The 19,136-nt window shown below is 59.3% G+C and carries 17 protein-coding genes; 16 read left to right on the top strand and 1 reads right to left on the bottom strand.

The window, feature by feature from the left end:
• Positions 1-90 precede the first annotated feature (90 nt).
• From DCC24_RS05115 to adhP, 6 genes are all read left to right on the top strand, one after another.
• Entirely contained in the window at positions 91-1,500 is a 1,410-nt protein-coding gene (locus DCC24_RS05115) for a sensor histidine kinase (protein ID WP_110098850.1), read from the top strand.
• A 72-nt stretch (positions 1,501-1,572) separates the two neighbouring features.
• Entirely contained in the window at positions 1,573-2,265 is a 693-nt protein-coding gene (locus DCC24_RS05120; RefSeq protein ID WP_199446223.1) for a response regulator transcription factor, read from the top strand.
• Positions 2,266-2,269: 4 nt separating this feature from the next.
• Entirely contained in the window at positions 2,270-2,584 is a 315-nt protein-coding gene (locus DCC24_RS05125; protein ID WP_110098851.1) for a hypothetical protein, read from the top strand.
• Positions 2,585-2,741: 157 nt separating this feature from the next.
• On the top strand, positions 2,742-3,236 hold the full coding sequence (locus tag DCC24_RS05130) for a hypothetical protein (RefSeq protein ID WP_110098852.1): 495 nt from the start codon (positions 2,742-2,744) through the stop codon (positions 3,234-3,236).
• A gap of 41 nt (positions 3,237-3,277) precedes the next feature.
• Positions 3,278-3,826 (top strand): MFS transporter, encoded by a 549-nt coding sequence (locus DCC24_RS05135; protein ID WP_110098853.1) that lies wholly within the window; start codon positions 3,278-3,280, stop codon positions 3,824-3,826.
• Positions 3,827-3,963: 137 nt separating this feature from the next.
• Positions 3,964-5,004, top strand: a complete 1,041-nt coding sequence (gene adhP, locus DCC24_RS05140; RefSeq protein WP_110098854.1) for an alcohol dehydrogenase AdhP — start codon at positions 3,964-3,966, stop codon at positions 5,002-5,004.
• 43 nt (positions 5,005-5,047) lie between these two features.
• Here the strand turns inward: adhP and DCC24_RS05145 are convergent, their stop codons facing one another.
• The gene (locus tag DCC24_RS05145) at positions 5,048-6,562 is read right to left on the bottom strand and encodes a DASS family sodium-coupled anion symporter (protein ID WP_110098855.1); all 1,515 of its coding nucleotides are present in this window, start codon (positions 6,560-6,562) and stop codon (positions 5,048-5,050) included.
• A gap of 174 nt (positions 6,563-6,736) precedes the next feature.
• Between DCC24_RS05145 and DCC24_RS05150 the strand changes: the two genes are divergently transcribed.
• The 10 genes from DCC24_RS05150 to DCC24_RS05195 all read left to right on the top strand — a co-directional run bounded on the left by DCC24_RS05150 (position 6,737) and on the right by DCC24_RS05195 (position 19,085).
• Entirely contained in the window at positions 6,737-7,399 is a 663-nt protein-coding gene (locus DCC24_RS05150; RefSeq protein WP_110098856.1) for a GntR family transcriptional regulator, read from the top strand.
• Positions 7,400-7,535: 136 nt separating this feature from the next.
• Positions 7,536-8,705: an acyl-CoA dehydrogenase family protein gene (locus tag DCC24_RS05155; protein WP_110098857.1), complete on the top strand. Its 1,170-nt coding sequence runs from the start codon at positions 7,536-7,538 to the stop codon at positions 8,703-8,705.
• A 47-nt stretch (positions 8,706-8,752) separates the two neighbouring features.
• Positions 8,753-9,310 (top strand): MaoC family dehydratase, encoded by a 558-nt coding sequence (locus DCC24_RS05160; protein WP_110098858.1) that lies wholly within the window; start codon positions 8,753-8,755, stop codon positions 9,308-9,310.
• A gap of 76 nt (positions 9,311-9,386) precedes the next feature.
• Positions 9,387-10,598 carry a CaiB/BaiF CoA-transferase family protein gene (locus DCC24_RS05165; protein ID WP_110098859.1) on the top strand — a complete coding sequence of 404 codons (1,212 nt, stop codon included), beginning with the start codon at positions 9,387-9,389 and terminating at the stop codon, positions 10,596-10,598.
• Positions 10,579-12,345, top strand: a complete 1,767-nt coding sequence (locus DCC24_RS05170; protein ID WP_110098860.1) for a fumarate hydratase — start codon at positions 10,579-10,581, stop codon at positions 12,343-12,345. The genes DCC24_RS05165 and DCC24_RS05170 overlap by 20 nt, the downstream gene beginning before the upstream one ends.
• A 30-nt stretch (positions 12,346-12,375) precedes the next feature.
• Complete coding sequence (locus DCC24_RS05175; RefSeq protein WP_110098861.1) at positions 12,376-13,272, top strand: CoA ester lyase; 897 nt, start codon at positions 12,376-12,378, stop codon at positions 13,270-13,272.
• Between the two features lie 140 nt (positions 13,273-13,412).
• Positions 13,413-14,168 carry an ABC transporter ATP-binding protein gene (locus DCC24_RS05180; protein WP_110098862.1) on the top strand — a complete coding sequence of 252 codons (756 nt, stop codon included), beginning with the start codon at positions 13,413-13,415 and terminating at the stop codon, positions 14,166-14,168.
• 3 nt (positions 14,169-14,171) lie between these two features.
• Entirely contained in the window at positions 14,172-16,862 is a 2,691-nt protein-coding gene (locus DCC24_RS05185; protein ID WP_110098863.1) for an ABC transporter permease, read from the top strand.
• A 254-nt stretch (positions 16,863-17,116) separates the two neighbouring features.
• Complete coding sequence (locus DCC24_RS05190) at positions 17,117-17,947, top strand: SDR family oxidoreductase (protein ID WP_110098864.1); 831 nt, start codon at positions 17,117-17,119, stop codon at positions 17,945-17,947.
• A 61-nt stretch (positions 17,948-18,008) separates the two neighbouring features.
• Positions 18,009-19,085: a phosphotransferase family protein gene (locus DCC24_RS05195; RefSeq protein WP_110098865.1), complete on the top strand. Its 1,077-nt coding sequence runs from the start codon at positions 18,009-18,011 to the stop codon at positions 19,083-19,085.
• Positions 19,086-19,136 lie beyond the last annotated feature (51 nt).

A 19,136-nucleotide genomic window follows, 5' to 3' on the forward strand; every position in this document is an offset into this window, starting at 1 on the left:
CTTGAGCCTACCGGGGCGGTCAACCGCCACGCGGTGTCCCGACGTTCTCACCACAGTACCCCCACTCCGCCGGAACGCCTTAGGGTAGAGATGATGAACCCGTTGCGCATCCTCGATCGGTTCTCCACGAACCACCCGATGGCCTACGATGCCATCCAAGCCGGCCTCATCTGGCTGGTGCTGGTGTTTCCCAGCAACGTCCTGCCGGTTTCGGACCCGTCCTTCTGGCAGCTGTGGTACTGGCCGCCCGCCCTCCCGCTGGAGGGCATCGGGGTCTACACGTTGATTTTGGCCACCCTGCACATGGCCACCTGGGTGATCCGTCGACGCGTTCCGGTCTTCGCCGCCGGGGTCGTGGTCGTGCTGGGACTGATTCAACTGGCTCTGGGCCCGATGCTGATCCCCTCGATGGTGATCATCCCAATGATGGTCTATAATCTGGCCAAAAACGCCCCACGCTGGGCCTCGTTGGCCGGCCTGATCACTGGCGTGCTCGCCGCGATCGCCTACGGGTTGCGGGTGATCTACTCCCCCGAACACTACGTGCTCACCGCCGATCATCCCGCACTACAGACCCCGCTGACCGCGGAGGAACGAGCCATCCAGCTCGACTTTACCTCCACCACCGGCGACTACTACCTCTACCCGGCCCCCGGGACCGAGACCTTCGAGAGCCGAGTGGTCGCCGGGATCATGCTGACCGTGATCTGTGCCTTGCTGGTGCTGGCTCCCTGGGCTTTCGGTGACCTGGCCCGCACCCGCAAACTTGCTGTTTCTCGCCTACAGGATCGTGCCCGACAGCTGGAGGTCGAAGCCACCCAGGAACGGGCGCTGGCTGCCGCCGATGAACGCAACCGGATCGCCCGCGAGATGCACGACATTATCGCCCACTCCCTGCAGGTGATCATCTCCCAAGCCGATGGCGGCCGGTATGCCGGCACCACCAATCCCCAACTGGCCCTCGACACGCTCGACACCGTGGCCGATACTGGTCGAGATGCACTGCATCAGATGCGCGGGCTACTGGGAGTCCTGCGCGATACCGAGACCACCGACTACGCTCCCCAGCCCGGCCTGGCCGACCTTGACGATCTGATCGCCACGGTGCAGCTGACCGGGCTACACGTCACGCTGACCAGTTCTGGCACCCCGGCCCGCTCGCTGCCGGCCGGTGCCGAACTAGTCATCTACCGCACCGTGCAAGAGGCGCTGACCAATACCGGCAAACACGCCGGCGAGGATGCTCGCGCTTCGGTCGTGGTGCGCTGGCGGCCCAGCGGGGTCGCGGTCACCATCGATGACACCGGCGGAACGGGCGAGTCCAGCCAGACGGGCGAGTCAAACCAGATGGGCGAGCCCAGCCAGACCCCCACCACCGGCCACGGGCTGATCGGGATGCGCGAACGGCTCAATTTGTACTCAGGGATCCTCTCTGCCGGGCCTCGCCACGACGGTAGTGGGTTCCGCGTGCACGCAGAGATACCCTATGAGCAAAACTAGCCTCGCCCCCGGGAGAGCAACCCGCCAACCTCACCGCCACCACCGAGACCCACCACACCAGGAAGCCACCGCATGACCACTCCCCCAGCACCCATCAGCATCGGCGTTATCGACGACCAACACCTGGTCCGCTCCGGGCTGAGCATGCTGATCAACTCCCAACCCGATCTGACCGTCACCGCCGAAGCCGCCACCGGCACTGAGGCCCTGACCTCCGAGGCCATCGCGTGCTGCGATGTGCTGTTGATGGACATCCGCATGCCCGGACTCAACGGGATCGAAGCCACCCGCCGGCTGTTAGCCGAACACCCGACGATCCGCGTGGTGGTGCTGACCACCTTCGACCTGGATGAATACGCGCTGGAGGCCATCGACGCCGGGGCCTCTGGATTCTTGCTCAAAGATGCCCCACCCGACCAACTCCTGTCCGGCATCCGCTCGGTGCACCACGGCGACGCGGTGATCGCACCCTCCACCACCCGCCGGTTGCTCGACCATCTGGCCACCGAACTGCGCACGCCCTCCCCGGCCACCCCGCACTGTCACGAGGAACTCGATCAGGCGATAGCGACCTTGACCAACCGCGAGCGCGAAGTACTGGTCCACATGGCCGAAGGGCTGTCCAATCAGGAGATCGCCGAGGTGCTGTTCGTGTCTGAAACCACCGTGAAAACCCATGTGTCCAAGATCTTGCAAAAACTGCACGCCCGCGACCGCGTGCAGGCCGTGGTCGCGGCCTATCGGGCCGGTATCGTGAGACAATAGCCCCATGTCCTCTCGACGTTCTGCCCGCCGCGCGTCTCAGTCCAGCCAGCAGCCCGGTCCCGAAGATGTGGAAAACCCGCAACGGATCTCTCCGACCACCCTGGGTCTGGTGCTGATGGGGCTGATCGGGGTGCTCATGCTGGCCACCACCCTCGTGCTAAAGCTGATCAGCGATCACCTCTCAGTCTTCATCCTCACCCTGGGTCTTCTGCTGATCCTGATTCCCGCCGGTTTCGCCCTCTGGCGCCGGGTCACTCGCCAGCAAAAGACGGTGCGGGAGTCCACGGTGCGCGAGTCCACCGATCAGCACTCTCGCTAACCGCCGGGTCCCTCCGGTCAACCCCCGCCGTTCCTCCCTGCAGAATCTGTAGTTAATCTCACCGTCACCTCGGGGTTCAATTGTCAGCTGGCGGAATACTGGTGTAATTCCCCGTGACGATCTGAACACGGGCGACGGCGCCGCCACGCTGTTGAACATGTTGCCCACCCTGGCCTTTGGTGCCGCCGGCTTCCTGGCCCCGGTGCTGATCCGTAAAACCTCCCTGGAGATCACTGCCTCCCTGGCGATGATCCTGGCCGTCCTGGGCCTGGCGATCCGCGCGATGGTCGGGGAACCCATCAGCTTCCTGACCCTGTCCGTGGTTGCCCTGCTGGGTATGGGTATGGGTAACGTCGTCGGCGCCCCACTGGTCAAGCGCTACTTCGCGCATAACCCGGCACCGATGCTGACCCTGTTCGCCCTGCTCATGCAGGCCGGTGCCACACTGCCGGCCATGGTTGCGCTGCCGATGGCCGAGGCCACCGGTTCCTGGCGAGTCTCGATCGGGTCCTGGGCACTGCTGTCCGCAGTGGCTGCGATCCCCTGGATTATCCAGATCTTCACCGCCACCCCGCCGGCGCCGATCAGGAAGCCGGCGAGACCTCCGATGCTGATCAGAGCTCCGATCGACAGTTCGGTCTCGGCGCGCTGATCACCAACCCGGTCTCGGCCGGAACCGCGCTGTTCTACGCCATGGCCTCGCTGATCACCTACGCGATGCTGGGCTGGATGCCGACCCTGCTGGAGGCACTCTCCGGCGATGCCGGAACCGCCTCGATCGGCTACTCGATCTTCACCTTCATGACCCTGCCCCCGGCCCTGGTGGTGCCCTGGCTGGCCCAACGGGTCAACCGCACCGGCTGGATCATGTGGATCCTGGTGCTGGTACCGATCGCCGGGTTCATCGGGTTGATCCTCTTCCCGCAGCTACCCCTGGTGTGGTCGGTGCTGATCGGTATGATCGGTGGCGCCTTCCCGCTGGCGATCGCCCACTTCAACCTGCGCACCTCCACCACCTCCGGATCCAGCGCGATCAGTGGCTTCGCGATGAGTGTGGGCTACCTGTTCGGTACCCTCGGCCCGCTACTGGGTGGCTGGCTATCCACGGCAACCGGCACATGGAATGTCCCGCTGATCGTCTATGCGATCGCCGGAGCCGTGATGCTGGTGGGTGGTCTGATGATGACCAAGCCCGGTCGCACCCTGGAAGACGCCAGGAAAGACACCAGCTCTGCCACATAGCGCTAGCGCTGACCCAAACTAACCCCCATGCCCTCACAGCGGTCGTGCAACCTTTGAGCAACGTTGCACGCTCGCTGTGTGATTAGACTCACAGTCACCATATCGTCCCCAAACAGGATAGGAGCTGTGAGCAGAGCATGACACCCCCAACAGGAACCCCGGCAAGCATGCAAGCCGCCATCGTCAAGAACTTCGGAACCGACCTGGCGGTCGAAAATACCGACGTCCCCTCCCCCAGCGGGCATCAAGCACTGGTCAAACTCATCTCCTCCGGGGTATGCCACACCGATCTGCATGCCGCCGAAGGCGACTGGCCACTGAAACCCTCCCCACCGTTTATCCCCGGCCACGAAGGCGTGGGCGTCGTCGAGGCCATCGGCGATCAGGTCAGCAACCTGGCGGTCGGCGATCTGGTCGGCAACGCCTGGCTGTGGAGCGCGTGCAGGCACTGCGAACACTGCCGCACCGGCTGGGAAACCCTCTGCGAGTCCCAGGAAAACGGCGGCTATACGGTCGATGGCTCTTTCGGCGAGTACATGCTGGTCGATGCCCGCTACGCGCCGGTGATCCCCGAAGGCGCCGATCCCTTTGAGGTCGCCCCCGTACTTTGCGCCGGAGTCACCGTCTACAAGGGACTCAAGCGCACCGAAGTGCAACCGGGCCAATGGGTGGTGATCTCCGGTATCGGCGGGCTAGGCCACCTGGCCGTGCAGTACGCGGTCGCGATGGGCATGCGGGTCGTGGCCGTGGATATTGCCGATGACAAGCTCGCCCTGGCCCGTGAACACGGGGCTGAAATCACCGTCAACGCCAATGTCGCCGATCCCGCCGTGGAGATTCAAGAACAGATCGCCGGCGCCCACGGCGTGCTGGTCACCGCGGTGCACCCGGCCGCCTTCGGCCAGGCGATCAATATGACCCGACGCGGTGGCACCATCGTATTCAACGGGCTTCCTCCCGGAGAATTCCCGGCCCCGATCTTCGATATCGTCCTCAAGGGCCTGACCATCCGCGGATCGATCGTCGGCACCCGGCAAGACATGATCGAGGCCCTGGAGTTCTACGCCGCCGGCAAGATCCACCCCACTTTCCACCGCCGGGGCCTGGAGGAGATCAATGACGTCTTCGAGGAAATGCGCCACGGCAAGATCGAGGGCCGCGTCGTGATCGAGTACTGATCACGCCTGTCTCTAGGATTAGGGCTCTAGATGACCTAGAGCCCTAATTCAATATTGCCGGAACCAACAAAAGCACAACAGCGGTGACTAATACGATCGCGATCAGGTTCATCCACACACCTGTCCGCATCATTTGCGGAATAGTCACTGACCCCGAGGCGAAAGCAATCGCATTCGGCGGTGTTCCCACGGGAAGCATAAACGCGCACAAGCACGCTAGCCCAGCCGTCACCGCAAAGAGCACCGGATCCTGACCGAGGCCACCGGCAACGCCACCGACCACAGGTACAAAGGCTGCCGCTGTTGCGGTTGAACTGGTGAACTCAGTGAGGAAAAGCAACAATGCCGCCAAAATGACCACGAGCAACCAGGTCGGCAACCCACCTAGGCCCGACAACGACTCACCCATCCACGTAGCCAAACCGGTCCCGGTAATCTGACCAGAAAGGGCTAAACCGCCACCGAACAAGATCAGCACGCCCCAGGGAACTTCTTTGGCAGATTCCCAGTCCAAGACCATGACTGCAGACCGCGGACGAGCCGGAACGAGAAACACAGCTATGCCGGCCATCATTGCGATCGTCGCGTCATCGGCCCAAGGATTCTCAAAGATCACCGGCACGAAGATCCACGACAGTGCAGTCAACACAAAGATCACGCCGACGGCGATCTCGCCCGAGCTCATACGCCCAAGTCGCGCCAACTGCTCCTGGAACAATTCACGTCCGCCCGGCAGCCGGTCTACTTCAGGTTTCCACAACCATTTAGCGATCAGTACCCAGCCGATGATCATGAACACCACCGTCAGTGGAGTTCCGAAAGCCATCCATTGCAGAAATGTGATCTGGTAGCCCAAAGTATCGCGAATATATCCGGCCACGATGACGTTGACCGGACTACCAATAATCGTGGCAAATGCGCTGGTCGTAGCCGCATAGGCGACCGAGATCACCAGACCCACACCGAACCGGGACTTGGGCTTCACCCCATCCTGTTTCTCCACCAGTGCGATCACTGACATAGCCATGGGGATCATCATCATGGCTGTCGCAGTATTCGAGACCCACATACCCAATACGGCTGTCGCGATCATGAAGCCGCCGATTAGTCGAGTTGGCTTCGTCCCAACCATCAGAACAATCCGCAACGCAATACGTTTGTGCAGATTCCACCGCTGTAGACCCAAGGCTAGCAGGAACCCGCCCAAGAATAAGAACACCGTCGAGGAAGCATAAGAACTGGAGACATCTGCCAGATCAGCAATACCCAGCATGGGAAATAACACCAAAGGTAACAAGGCTGTGGCAGGTAAAGGAACAGCTTCGGTAATCCACCAGGTACCCATGAGCACCGCTACTGCTGCAGTCATACGTGCACCCTGATTTACATCCGCTGGCATGACAATTGCCACCAGTCCTGCCAAGACAATGCCGACGACAAAGCCGAGCAGCTTCATGTTTCGTTGCCTCGGAGCTAGCCCTTCTGATAATTGCCCCGGTGAATATTCAAGGTCACCGACATCGTGAGCTCTTGCTGCCAATCTAGATTCAAGACTCATCGCAATATTTCCTCACTAGATAGTAATCATGGGCTTCTGCCCTGCGTATCGATTAAGAATATATTTCTATCGTGTGATCTGCAACACACTAAAGAAATAACCTTGCGAGCCCACTTACGTCACACCGGATATATTGGGAGCACTAACCCGTATCTGCTTCGGAAAGGATTCACAATGCCCACGTCCAGGACGCGAAGTTCCAAGCCATCCGAAGCGATGACTTGGGTAAGGCAGCAAATTCTTTCCGGCGCTATAACGCCGGGCGAAGTCGTTCGGCCTGAGGAAGTCGGCCGAACCCTACATATTTCCACCACACCGGCTCGGGAAGCGCTCCAAACTCTGACCGCTGAAGGATTCCTCTCAGCAAAACCCGGCCACGGTTTTGTTGTTGAAATACTCAGTGCCGACGATATACGCGATATTTTCACCGTGCATTCTTTCCTCGCTGGCGAAATCGCCGCTCGCGCCGTCGCTCACGCCAAAACCGAAGATATTGATGAACTTGAGGCACTACACTACGAGCTCCTCGCCTGCGCAAAACGCAAGCTATGGTCAGAGGTTGAAGATCGCAACCACCAGTTCCATCGCAAGATCACACTATTAGCTGATTCCCCCAAAATGGCCAAATTACTGGGCATTGTTTCTCGATATGTCCCCCGCGCTTTCTACCCCGAAGTTGAAGGCTGGGTAACTGCTTCGGCAGATGACCATGCAGCAATCATAGATAGCTTCCGAAATAATCAGCCCGAGAAAGCCAGAGCAGCGATGTCCGAACATATTAAACATGCCGGCCAACTCTTGGCAGAGCAATTTGATAAAACCCAACGAAACGACTGACGGTTGGGGCTCCCGCGCCTGCTGTAACAAAATATATTTTTCGCGCTGATCTCGCAGTGATACCACTTATCTCCTTGCAATAGTGTTACTGACTCAATATATTGAGGGATACGTCACACAGAGAGAAGGAGTCGCTATGTCACTTAAATCCGATAGCCGAATCCAGGAACTTCGTACAAAGATCCGCGCCGTATGCGAAGAGTTTCCTAATGAGTATTGGCGCGAAAAAGATCTCGAGCGAGAATACCCGCATGAGTTTGTTGACCGCCTCACCACCGACACGTATCTAGCGGCTCTGATTCCCGAAGAATACGGTGGACTCGGGTTAGGTATCTCCGAAGCGTCAGTAATTCTTGAAGAAATTAACCGTTCCGGTGGGCATTCGGCCGCCTGCCACGCACAGCTCTACACTATGAAAGCTGTCCTTAACCACGGAACTGAATGGCAGAAGCAACAGTACCTACCCAGCGTGGCCAACGGTTCCTTACGCTTGCAGGCTTTTTCCATCACTGAAGAAGAAGCCGGATCCAATACTTTAGCTATCAAAACCCGAGCAGAACGAAAAGATGATGGTTGGGTCATTAATGGACATAAGAACTGGACAAGCCGAGTTGACGAATCGGATCTGATTCTCGTCCTAGCCCGTACATCAGATCCCGATCCTAATCACCGAACAGCCGGCCTCACTCTTTTCCTGGTGGACCTTAGTGCAGTGCGTAAAGAGCAACCTGATGCGTTTCGGCCTGTCAAAGTTCGCACTATGTTCAATTACGCCACCAATCAGGTTTACTACAACAACATGTGGGTGCCGGACTCCGCGGTTGTCGGTGAGGTAGACCAGGGTTTCCGCTATGTTATTGATGGATGGAATTCCGAGCGAATTCTCTTAGCGGCAGAGGCCATAGGCGATGGCTACTGGTTTATTGACCAGGCCACTAATTATGCCAACGAACGTGTGGTATTTGACCGGCCCATTGGTAAAAACCAGGGCGTAGCCTTCCCCATCGCTGACGCTTATATGAAATTGCGTGCAGCTGATGCCGTGCGGTGGGAGGCCTGCGAACTCGCCGATGCGAATCAATCGTGTGGCGCCGAAGCCAATATGTCAAAACTGTTGGCCTCAGAAGCCTCTTGGGAGGCGGCAAACGTAGCACTAAATACATTCGGCGGCTTTGGCTTCGTAACCGACTACAACATTGAGCGCAAGTTTAGAGAGACGCGGATGTACCAAGTCGCGCCGATCAATAACAATCTGGTGCGGGCATTTGTCGGTACCAAAGTGCTGGGAATGCCACGAACATACTGATCCGGCCCGAACATCAGATATCCATTGCACAAAGCGAAGGAAACACCATGCCGAAACAGCATCACGACGCGTCTCCCGCTCCCAAAGATGGGTGGAACGGCAGGTTCTTTGAAGATTTCGAGATTGGCGACGTTTATCGCCATCCTTTGGGCCGAACTGTGTTACCTGTCGACAATTCGTGGATGACACTGCTGACGCAAAATACTGCGCCCATTCACTTTGATGCGCACTATGCGTCTAACACAGAATTCGGTAGACCGTTGGTAGATTCTACCTTCACCCTTGCCTTGGTAACAGGCCAATCGGTCACGGATATTTCTATGAATGTCATGGCCAACCTGGGCTGGGATAAAGTGCGTCTACCAAACCCTGTGTTTGAGGGTGACACCATTTATTCCGAATCCGAGGTGCTATCGACCCGAGAGTCCAAATCCCGCCCCAACATCGGGATTGTCACGGTGCGCACCGTGGGGTTCAACCAACGTGGGGTTATCGTCATCACCTTCGAACGCACAGTAATGGTTTACAAACGAGGGCACGGCCCCGCCAATGAGGTTGTCGCACCAATCTGGGATGAACGCTCCAAGCGAGCTATCGAAGACTAATTCACACAGACGAGACGACGGGACCAGGTTCGCTCGCCTCCTAATTCTATGAACGTGGACGTAAAGGGAGAACACAATGGCCTTCCCCACAAAACATGCCGATCTAAAGAGTAACGCAACGGAAGATTCCTCAACCGAATTACCTCTCCACGGGGTAACGGTTGTCAGCATCGAACAAGCTGCTGCCGCACCTTTTGCCACTCGACAACTGGCGGATCTGGGCGCTCGGGTCATCAAGATTGAGCGCGACGCCGGCGATTTTGCCCGAACCTACGACGAATCCGTTTCAGGCTACTCCAGCTATTTCGTTTGGCTGAATCGCACCAAAGAATCCGTAGTACTCGATCTAAAATCGCAGACCGACAAAGAACTGCTCACATCACTCCTGAAGGAAGCAGATGTGCTTGTTTCTAACCTCGCGCCAGGAGCGATGGAAAGGCTAGGTTTTGGCGCGGAATACTGTCAAAACCTTAACCCACAACTGATCTATGCGACTATTTCCGGCTACGGGAACGGTGGTAGTTACACTACCCGGAAAGCCTACGACTTGATCATTCAGTGTGAGACAGGCTTACTATCAGTCACAGGCACCGAAAATTCTCCCAGTAAAGCGGGAGTCTCCGTAGCCGACATCGCGGCCGGCATGTACACCTTTTCCGGTATTTTGGCCGCCTTGATCCAGCGAAGTAAAACCGGCCACGGCACCGTTTTGGATGTTTCGATGCTGGAGGCTCTAGGCGAGTGGATGTCACAGACTCACCTCTTTGCTGTTAACTCGGGCAAGCTTCCGATTCGCTCCGGGGCTCAACACGCCTCAATTGCTCCCTATGGACCATTTCCAACCGCAGATGGTCCCGTATTCTTCGGGTTGCAGAATGAGCGCGAGTGGGAGAAATTCTGTACACACGTTCTCGGTCAACCTTCGCTGGCAACCGATGAACGCTTTACCCCCAACGCGCGACGTGTTGAAAACCGCGAGGAGCTCCACCGGTTAATTGAAGGTATCACCGCGCAATTAAGCTCAACGGAGTTAACCGAGTTACTGGATGAAATCGGGATTGCTAATGCACGCTTACGCGACATGTTCGGCTTCGACCAGCACCCGCAGTTAGCCCAGCGCGACCGGTGGCGTGAGGTGCGCATCCCAGAAATGGCTGCCACCACTAGGTCTTTAATTCCACCTTTCATGCCCACAGGCGCCCAACCCAACTGGGGCCCAGTTCCGGCAATCGGTGAAAACACCGAAGCCATTCGTCAGGAGTTTGGCCATGGATCCACAAGTCACTAGCATGGTCGAACCGGAATCGGTTCCCCTCCTCAGCCACAGCTCTTTCCATGGTGAATTAGTCCGGGTAGGAAATGGTGGTGACACTGTCAAGGTTCACCTCGATACGCCTGGATTTTCTAAACACAACAACGTGCCCGGTAACCTTAGCGAGCAACCGTGGACGCTCGTAACCGGAGAACGCCTACAAAATTTAGCTTATCGAGCGGTCAAAGAAGTCAGTCACTTCTTGCGCCCAGCACATCTTGCATCGCTTCGCCACATTCTCGACGATCCCGAAGCATCACCGAACGACCGTTTTGTGGCCCACGATTTGCTCTCTAACGCGGTTATTTCTTCGCGAGAAGTACTACCTATGTGCCAGGACACTGGGACCCTAATCATTCATGCCCGTCGCGGTCACCGCATTCTTACCGACGGAGAGGATAAGACCTGGCTCTCCCGCGGTATCAAGCAAGCTTTTGAGGAGCTCAATCTACGCTATTCCCAGCTCTACCCGCTTTCCACTTTTGAGGAAGCTAATACCAATACGAATCTACCGGCCCAGATTCACATAGAGACCGCTCCTGGAGCCGAGTACGAGTTTCTGATTATGGCAAAAGGTGGCGGTTCTGCTAATAAATCTTTTCTCTACCAAGCGAATCGTTCTGTACTTGAGCAAGACCGGATGCTGGACTTTATCGAGGAGAAAATTGCAGATATTGGCACTTCGGCCTGCCCGCCGTACCACCTGGCGGTGGTAATCGGAGGAACCTCGGCCGAAGAATGTCTGCAAACCGCAAAACTAGCCAGCGCCCACCACTTAGATCACCTACCCACGAAGCCTTCCGCTCTCTCTTGGTCGTTACGCGATCCAGATCTTGAGCAAAGGATTTTGACCATGACTCAGCGCAGTGGCATAGGTGCTCAATTCGGTGGCAAGTACTTTTGCCACGATGTCCGCGTCATCCGAATGCCACGTCACAATGGCTCTTTACCGATTGCTATAGCAGTGTCATGTTCGGCTGACCGACAACTAGAAGCCCGTATTGACGGCACTGGAACTTGGATTGAGGCTCTAGACCACGAGCCAGAACGCTACTTGCCACGCACTTCAACGACCACAAAGGATTTCGACAGCAACGAGCCCCGGTCGCAGGTCCGTTGTATTGATCTAAACCAACCTATGTCACAGATTCTCGCTGAACTCGCAGAGTGCGATCTCGGTCAAAGGGTTTCACTATCAGGCACCCTGGTTGTCGCGCGTGATTTAGTCCATGCCGAACTACGTCGAATGATCGAAGCAGGTAGTGAGCTACCCGACTGGATAAAAGATCATCCGGTTTACTACGCCGGACCCTCACGCACTCCGCGCGAAGGACGTTATGCCACTGGCTCTTTCGGGCCCACTACCGCTGGGCGCATGGATAGCTACATGGACCTGTTGCAATCTCACGGAGGTGCCCTGGTCTCACTAGCCAAAGGAAACCGTTCGACCGAGGTGGCAGAAGCCTGTGGCCGTCACGGCGGTTTCTATCTTGGAGCGATCGGCGGACCAGCTGCCCGGCTGGCTGAAGACTGCATTATTGATTCACGAGTTATCGGCTTTGAAGACTTCGGAATGGAAGCCGCTCGGGCAATCACCGTGATCGACATGCCTGCGTTCGTGGTCATCAATCACCACGGCGAGGACTTCTATCGACAGATTTCGACTGGTCAGCAAGCCTTTGGCCCCTCTATTCCATTCCGCGATACAAATGCTCAAGCCTAAGGGACCGAACACGAAGAGGTACTCCAGAAAATGACGTATCCAGCCCCAGATCAGCATAGCTCGTTACTGAGCGAAGCGATCACCGCACTATTCGTACCGGGTGACCGTCTAGACAGGATAAGGAAAGCTTTGGCCAGTACAGCGCAGATGGTCATTGTAGACCTTGAGGACGCGGTTTCTACGGGTCACAAGGATCAGGCACGCTCCCTTGCCGCCGAGACACTCAGTCACTATCTCGACCAAGATGAACACGTCAAGCAATCTGCATTAGCGCTCAGGATAAACGGTACAGAAAGTAGGTGGATAGAGCCCGATCTTGCGATGTTTTCCGACCTAGTTAGTGAGCAAGCGCACCCCAGCGTGGGGTTGATGCTACCCAAGACCCATAGTCGAGAACAGCTCAACACAGTGGTCGAAAAATCATCAGAGACAGTCGAAATTATCGGGCTCATTGAAACGGCCAGGGGATTGGCTGAACTCACCGAAATCGCTTCCCATCCTCGAATCCGCAGATTGGCCATTGGCGCCATTGATCTCTCAGTAGAACTTGGATGCCAAGTTGGGAGCACTACTATTGAGTATGCCCGAGCACAGCTTGTCGTTGCCAGTGCACTGGCAGGACTTCCTGCGCCGTTAGACACGCCTTGCGTTGACTTCAGGAATCCAGATGTGGTGAATTCGCATGCCCGTCGGTCCGTCGAAGACGGCTATGGCGGAACCTTGTGCATACACCCAGCTCAACTCGAACCCACAAGGACGGCTTTTGCCCCTGACGAGGAGAAGATCACCTGGGCCAACGAGGTATTGAAGGCCGCTGAGACATCCGATGGTCATGGAGCAGTCTCAGTTCAAGGCACGATGATCGATGCCCCCGTCATTGCCCAAGCGCACAGAATACTCACCCGCGCTGGGTCCAACATGACCTGACCGTCGGTAGTAGGAAGGGTGGCTTGCCCACCCTCGTCCTGTAACCCTCCTCCTGCAGGAGGAGGCCCGGTGCGATCGGGGTCGGCAGAATCGTTCTAGGCGCCGATGTGCCTGCCAGCCCGACCGAGCAGGATAGAAGCATGACACAACATCATGCACCCACTCATCAATATCCTGCCGTGGCGGCCAAGAACCTCTCCAAGGTCTATGGCTCCGAGAACACGCAGGTCACCGCTCTCCACAACGTTTCCGTCTCCTTCGCCCCCGGAGAGTTCACCGCGATCATGGGGCCTTCCGGATCGGGAAAATCGACCCTGATGCACGCTCTGGCCGGACTTGATACCGTCGACTCCGGCCAAATTGCCTTAGGCGGCGAAATCATCACCGGTCTGAACGATAAACAACTCACTATCCTGCGCCGGTCCAAGGTCGGGTTCATTTTCCAGGCCTTCAACCTGGTCCCGACCCTGAGCGCCGAACAAAATATTCTGCTCCCGCTCGATCTAGCCGGCAGCACACCAGATCGCGCCTGGTTCCGCCAGATCGTCGAGGTACTGGGCCTGACCGAGCGGCTGAATCATAAACCCCACCAGCTCTCCGGTGGCCAGCAACAACGCGTCGCCGTCGCCCGCGCGCTACTGACCCGCCCGGATGTGATCTTCGCCGATGAGCCCACCGGCGCATTGGATACCGCCACCGGAACCGAGGTGTTGACCTTCCTGCAGAACTCGGCCCGACAGTTAGGCCAGACCATCATCATGGTCACCCACGACCCCACCGCGGCCAGCTACGCCGACCGGGTTATTCTGCTCACCGACGGGGCGGTCACCGGTGAGATCCACCGGCCCACCACCGAATCAGTGCTGCAGGCCATGTCCGAGATGGGGGAGGTCTAAACGATGGCACCGACCCTGAAAATTGCCCTCTCCCAGATCCGCCATAGCCCTCGCCGGTACGTATCGGTGCTGATCGCGATCGTGATCGGCACCATGTTTCTCGCCGGAGCGCTCCTGGTCGGATCCACCTCAACCGCGACCCTGAAAGCCACACTCGGGGAGACCTATTCGACCTCCGATGTGGTGTTGTCCCCGGACCCGTATTCCGATGCGGCCTTATTGTTGGCCGATCCGGCCGCCCAGCGAGAGCTGGAAGAGCTCGATACCGTCGCCGAGGCCTACTCGCCGAGCACCACCCATGTTCCCCTCGGAACCGACACTGAGCCCAACGCGGCGCCCTTGCTGTTACAACCGGCCCCGCGGGATCACTCGTTAGTGGCTACCGAACCGACTCGGGGCGAGCTGCCGGCCCACGACGGCAGCGGCGAGATTGCCCTGAACGCTGAGGCGGCCGAAAAGCTCGGTCTCGATATTGGCGACACCTTCGAGCTCGAGGGCCCCAACGGCCCGGTCACCGCCACCCTGACCGGTACCTTGCCGAGCACCACCAACCCGATGATGGTCTACGGCTACCAGGCGATCGGCTCCACGGACCTGGTCGAAGCCTTCAACGCCGTACCCAGCGAGGACCCCGAGACCGGCGACGGATCCGGTCAACCAGCTGCTGGCGACTCCGCCGAGCAGGACAACACCGTCTTCACCGACTACACGCTGATCCGACTCGCCGACGGTGCCTCCACGGACCAGGCCCTGGCCGAGCTGACGTCGTGGGCCGAGCGTCAAACCGCTGACGACCGCATCACCACCACGATCCAGGTCGACACCCCAGAACACACCATCGCTGCTGAACTCGAGGAAACCCCCGGGGCCGCCGAATTAGTCGGCGTGCTCTTGGCCTTTGCGGTGGTCGCCCTATTTGTCACGATGCTGGTGATCGCCAATACCTTCCAGGTGCTGGTCGCCCAGCGCTCCCAACAACTGGCCCTGCAACGGGTCTTGGGCGCCACCCGCGGCCAAGTCCGCTCCTCGGTATTGCTGGAATCCTTCGCGATCGGCCTGATCGGCTCGGTGATCGGCCTCGGGCTCGCGGTAGGCTTGATGGCCTTGCTGGTCTTGTTGGGATCTCAGCTACTCAACATGCCGCAACTGACCTTCGGAGCAGAGCTGAACCTGCTCTGGGTGCTGGTGGCCGGTGTGGTGATCACCGTGGTCGCCGCCTTCTCCCCGGCCCTGCGCGCCACCCGGGTCTCCCCGCTGGCCGCGCTGCGTCCGATGGAGCCGACCGGGGTGCAGCAGAAGACCGGCATCATCCGGTTGATCATTGGTGCGGTACTGTTCGTGGGCGGCTCGGCGCTGATGGTCGGCACCGCCCTGGTCGGCCAGTTACTGCTGGCGATCCTGGGTGGGGTCATCTCCTTCATCGGCATATTGTTGCTGGCGGTGCTGTTCGTTCCCGGCGCGGTCTACGGTGTGGGCGCGCTCCTGCGTGGTCTGGGCGGGGTCCCGGGCCGAATGGCCCAGCTGAATGCGGTGCGCAACCGGTCCCGCACCGCCTCGACCGCCACCGCACTGCTGGTGGGCACCACGCTGGTCACGCTGATGCTCACCGGTGGACGCATCGCTCAGGCGCAAGCCGACAAGCTACTGACCTCGAATTTCCCGGTCGATGCCGTCATCACGGAGCTGGCCGATCCCGCCACCACCGCCGAAGATATCGAGCAATTCGAGCACGTGCAGAACACTGCCGTGATCGAGACTGTCGGCACCTACGAGGACTCCAGTGGAACGCTACAACAGGTCCAGTCCGCCCAGCCCGACGCGCTGACCGCGGTCGGCATTCCGGATCAAGACGTCGAGATGCTCGAGGAAAAGCACACGGTGTTGTTGCCGTCATGGATCGAGCAACAGGGGCAAGACATGGGGCACGATCCGACCCCGCAGACCCTGGAGGTCACCGGCGCCGACGGCACCACGCTGACGCTGACGGTGCAGCGAACCGAGACGTCATTGCAGAACCCGCTGGTCTCGCCCGCCACCGCCGAGGCGTTGGGTGGCCCCATGCCGGCCGAGAGCCTGCCAGACTCCCCGGACTCTGCCGCCCCGGTCTCGCCTGGCGGTCAGGTCTGGTTCAGTGTCGACGACGGTCTGAGCATGAACGAACTCACCGAACTGTTCACCTCGATCAATACCCAGCTGGACGAGACCGCCAACGTCACTGCGCCCGCGGCCGAGAAGGCCCTCTACCAGATGGTGATCGACATGCTCTTGCTGATCGTGGTCGCCTTGCTGGCCATCTCGGTGATCATCGCGCTGGTCGGCGTCGCCAATACGCTCTCGCTGTCCACCATGGAACGCACCCGAGAGAACTCGCTGATGCGCGCGTTGGGGCTGACCCGTGGGGGGCTCCGCTCGATGCTGGCCTGGGAGGCGATGTTGATCGCAGCGGTAGGCGCCGTGCTCGGCTGTGTGCTCGGAGTGTTCTACGGCTGGGCCGGGGCCCAAGCGCTCTTCCAGCCGCTACTAGCCGATGACACGCTGAGCCAGTCCTCTTCCGAGGTGGTGGGACTCACCGTCCCGTGGGTGGAGATGCTGATCATCCTGGCAGTAGCGGCCCTGGCCGGCCTGCTGGCCTCCATCGCCCCGGCCCGCCGGGCGGTGAAGACCCCGCCGGTCCAGGGGCTGGCCATGGAGTAACCGCAAGCGCTAGCACTGGGTCCGTGGCCGGTGGTGTCCAGCTCTCATCGCCACATCGGGTGACGAGATGGCACCACCTGCCCGGGCCCAGCCACCGGTTTAACCGGCGCATGTAACTTATCGGCCAACAGCGTCGTTTTAGGTGAGCTACTTTTCAATCCTCTGTGACCCGGGTTACTCTAAAGGGGTGATAAGGGGAGAAGCATTCTCCCACCGCCCACTGCATACCACTATCGACTGGAGGGTCCCGGACCGTGACTACCGAAACCACCGCATCATCGCAACAGCACGCTGAGGCCAAACCACAAGACTTCGCCGGCAAGACCGCCGTGGTCACCGGCGCTTCTCGCGGGATCGGCCTGGGCATTGCTGAAGAACTGATCGCTCGCGGGGCGAATGTTGTGATCACTGCCCGGAAGGAAGGCCCCCTGCAGGAAGCCGCCGAGCACCTCAACGAACTGGCCGGCAAGGCCGGTTCCTCCGGTCGCGCGATCGGGATCGGCGGGAAGTCGCACGATCCCGAGCACCGTCCCGAGGTTCTCGCTCAGGTCAAGGACAATTTCGGCCGCCTGGATGTGCTGGTCAACAACGCCGGGATCAACCCGGTCTACGGCCCGCTGGCCGAGATCGAGCTGGAAGCCGTCCAGAAGATTTTGGAGGTCAACGTGATCTCCACCTTGGCCTGGGTTCAGGAAGTCGTCGCCGATGACGAGCTAGGCTTCAAAGACCACGGTTCGATCGTGAACCTGACCTCTGTCTCCTCGATTATCCCCTCAGCCGGTATTGGCCTGTACGGCGTGTCCAAATCAGCCGTTTCCCACCTGACCCGCACCTTGGCTGTCGAGCTCGGCCCGAACATCCGGGTCAACGCCGTCGCACCCGCGGTGGTCAAGACCAATTTCGCCAAGGCCCTGTACGAGGGCCGGGAAGAGACCGTGGCAGCTGAGTACCCGGCTAAGCGGCTGGGCACCCCCGAAGACATTGCCACTGCGGTGGCCTTCCTGGCCTCCGATGCCGCCTCGTGGATCACCGGTGAAATCTTGGTGGTCGATGGTGGCATCACCGTGGCCGGCGGTTCTGCCTAAGCAAACCTGCCACAGCGCACGGTGCGGAACAGGGAAGAACAGCAAGAGGAGACGATAGATCATGAGCGAGCCTGACAACTCCACGGACCACGCGGCGCCGGGTGAGGACCTGCCCGGGCTGAGCTTAGCCGCGGTTCGTACCTACCTGGATGATCACCACCCGGGACTCGTTGACCCCGAAGGGCAACTGTCTGCCGATCTGATTACCGGTGGTAAATCCAATATCACCTACCGGATCACTGATGGGCGCAGCACCTGGGCGCTACGCCGACCTCCGATTGGTCACGTGCTGGCCACCGCTCACGATATGTCGCGTGAGTATCGGGTGATCTCCGCACTGACCCCGACCAGTTTCCCGGTCCCCAATGCGGTCACGCTGTGTGAGGACACCGAGGTGCTGGGCGCCCCGTTCTACCTGATGGATTTCATCGAGGGCACCACCTACCGGTATGCCCGCCAGCTGGAACCGATCGGTGCAGAGCGGACCCGCAAAATTTCGGAGCGGATCCTGGACACGCTGGTCGATCTGCATGCCATCGATCCGGCCGAGGTGGGGCTGCAGGACTTCGGTAAACCTGCCAACTACCTGCAACGCCAGGTGTCCCGGTGGAAGAAACAGCTGGATGCCTCCCTGTCGCGGGATATCCCCGAGTTTGAGCAGCTACACCGCCGGCTGGAGTCCCAGATCCCGGAGCACTCCGAGGTCAGCATTGTCCACGGCGACTTCCGGCTCGACAACACGCTGATTGGCGCCACCGGCACCGACCAGCAGGACGAAGTCCTGGCGGTGCTCGACTGGGAGATGGCGACCCTGGGCGACCCGCTAGCAGATCTGGCTCTGACCGTGGTGTACAACGCCTTGGCCACCCGGGGTGGCCGCGCCGCCGAATCGGTGTCCGATGTTGCCCTGGCCCCGGGCTTCATCAGCCAGGACGAGCTTCTGCAACGCTACGCGGAACGCTCCCAGCGGGACCTGGACCAGATTGATTTCTACCTGGGCCTGGGTGCCTTCAAGTTAGCGGTGATCATGGAGGGCATCCACTACCGCTACCTGCAGGGCAAGACCGTGGGTGAAGGATTCGACAAGGTCGGTGAGCTCGGCCCTGCCGTGCTGGCCTACGGTCTGGAGCACCTCTAATCCCCGCACTCGCTCAGATCAAATCAGACCACAGCTCAGTCAGCCACAACA

Origin of the sequence: Auritidibacter sp. NML100628 (genome assembly GCF_003185985.1) — a bacterium.
GTDB classification, from domain to species: Bacteria; Actinomycetota; Actinomycetes; order Actinomycetales; family Micrococcaceae; genus Auritidibacter; species Auritidibacter ignavus.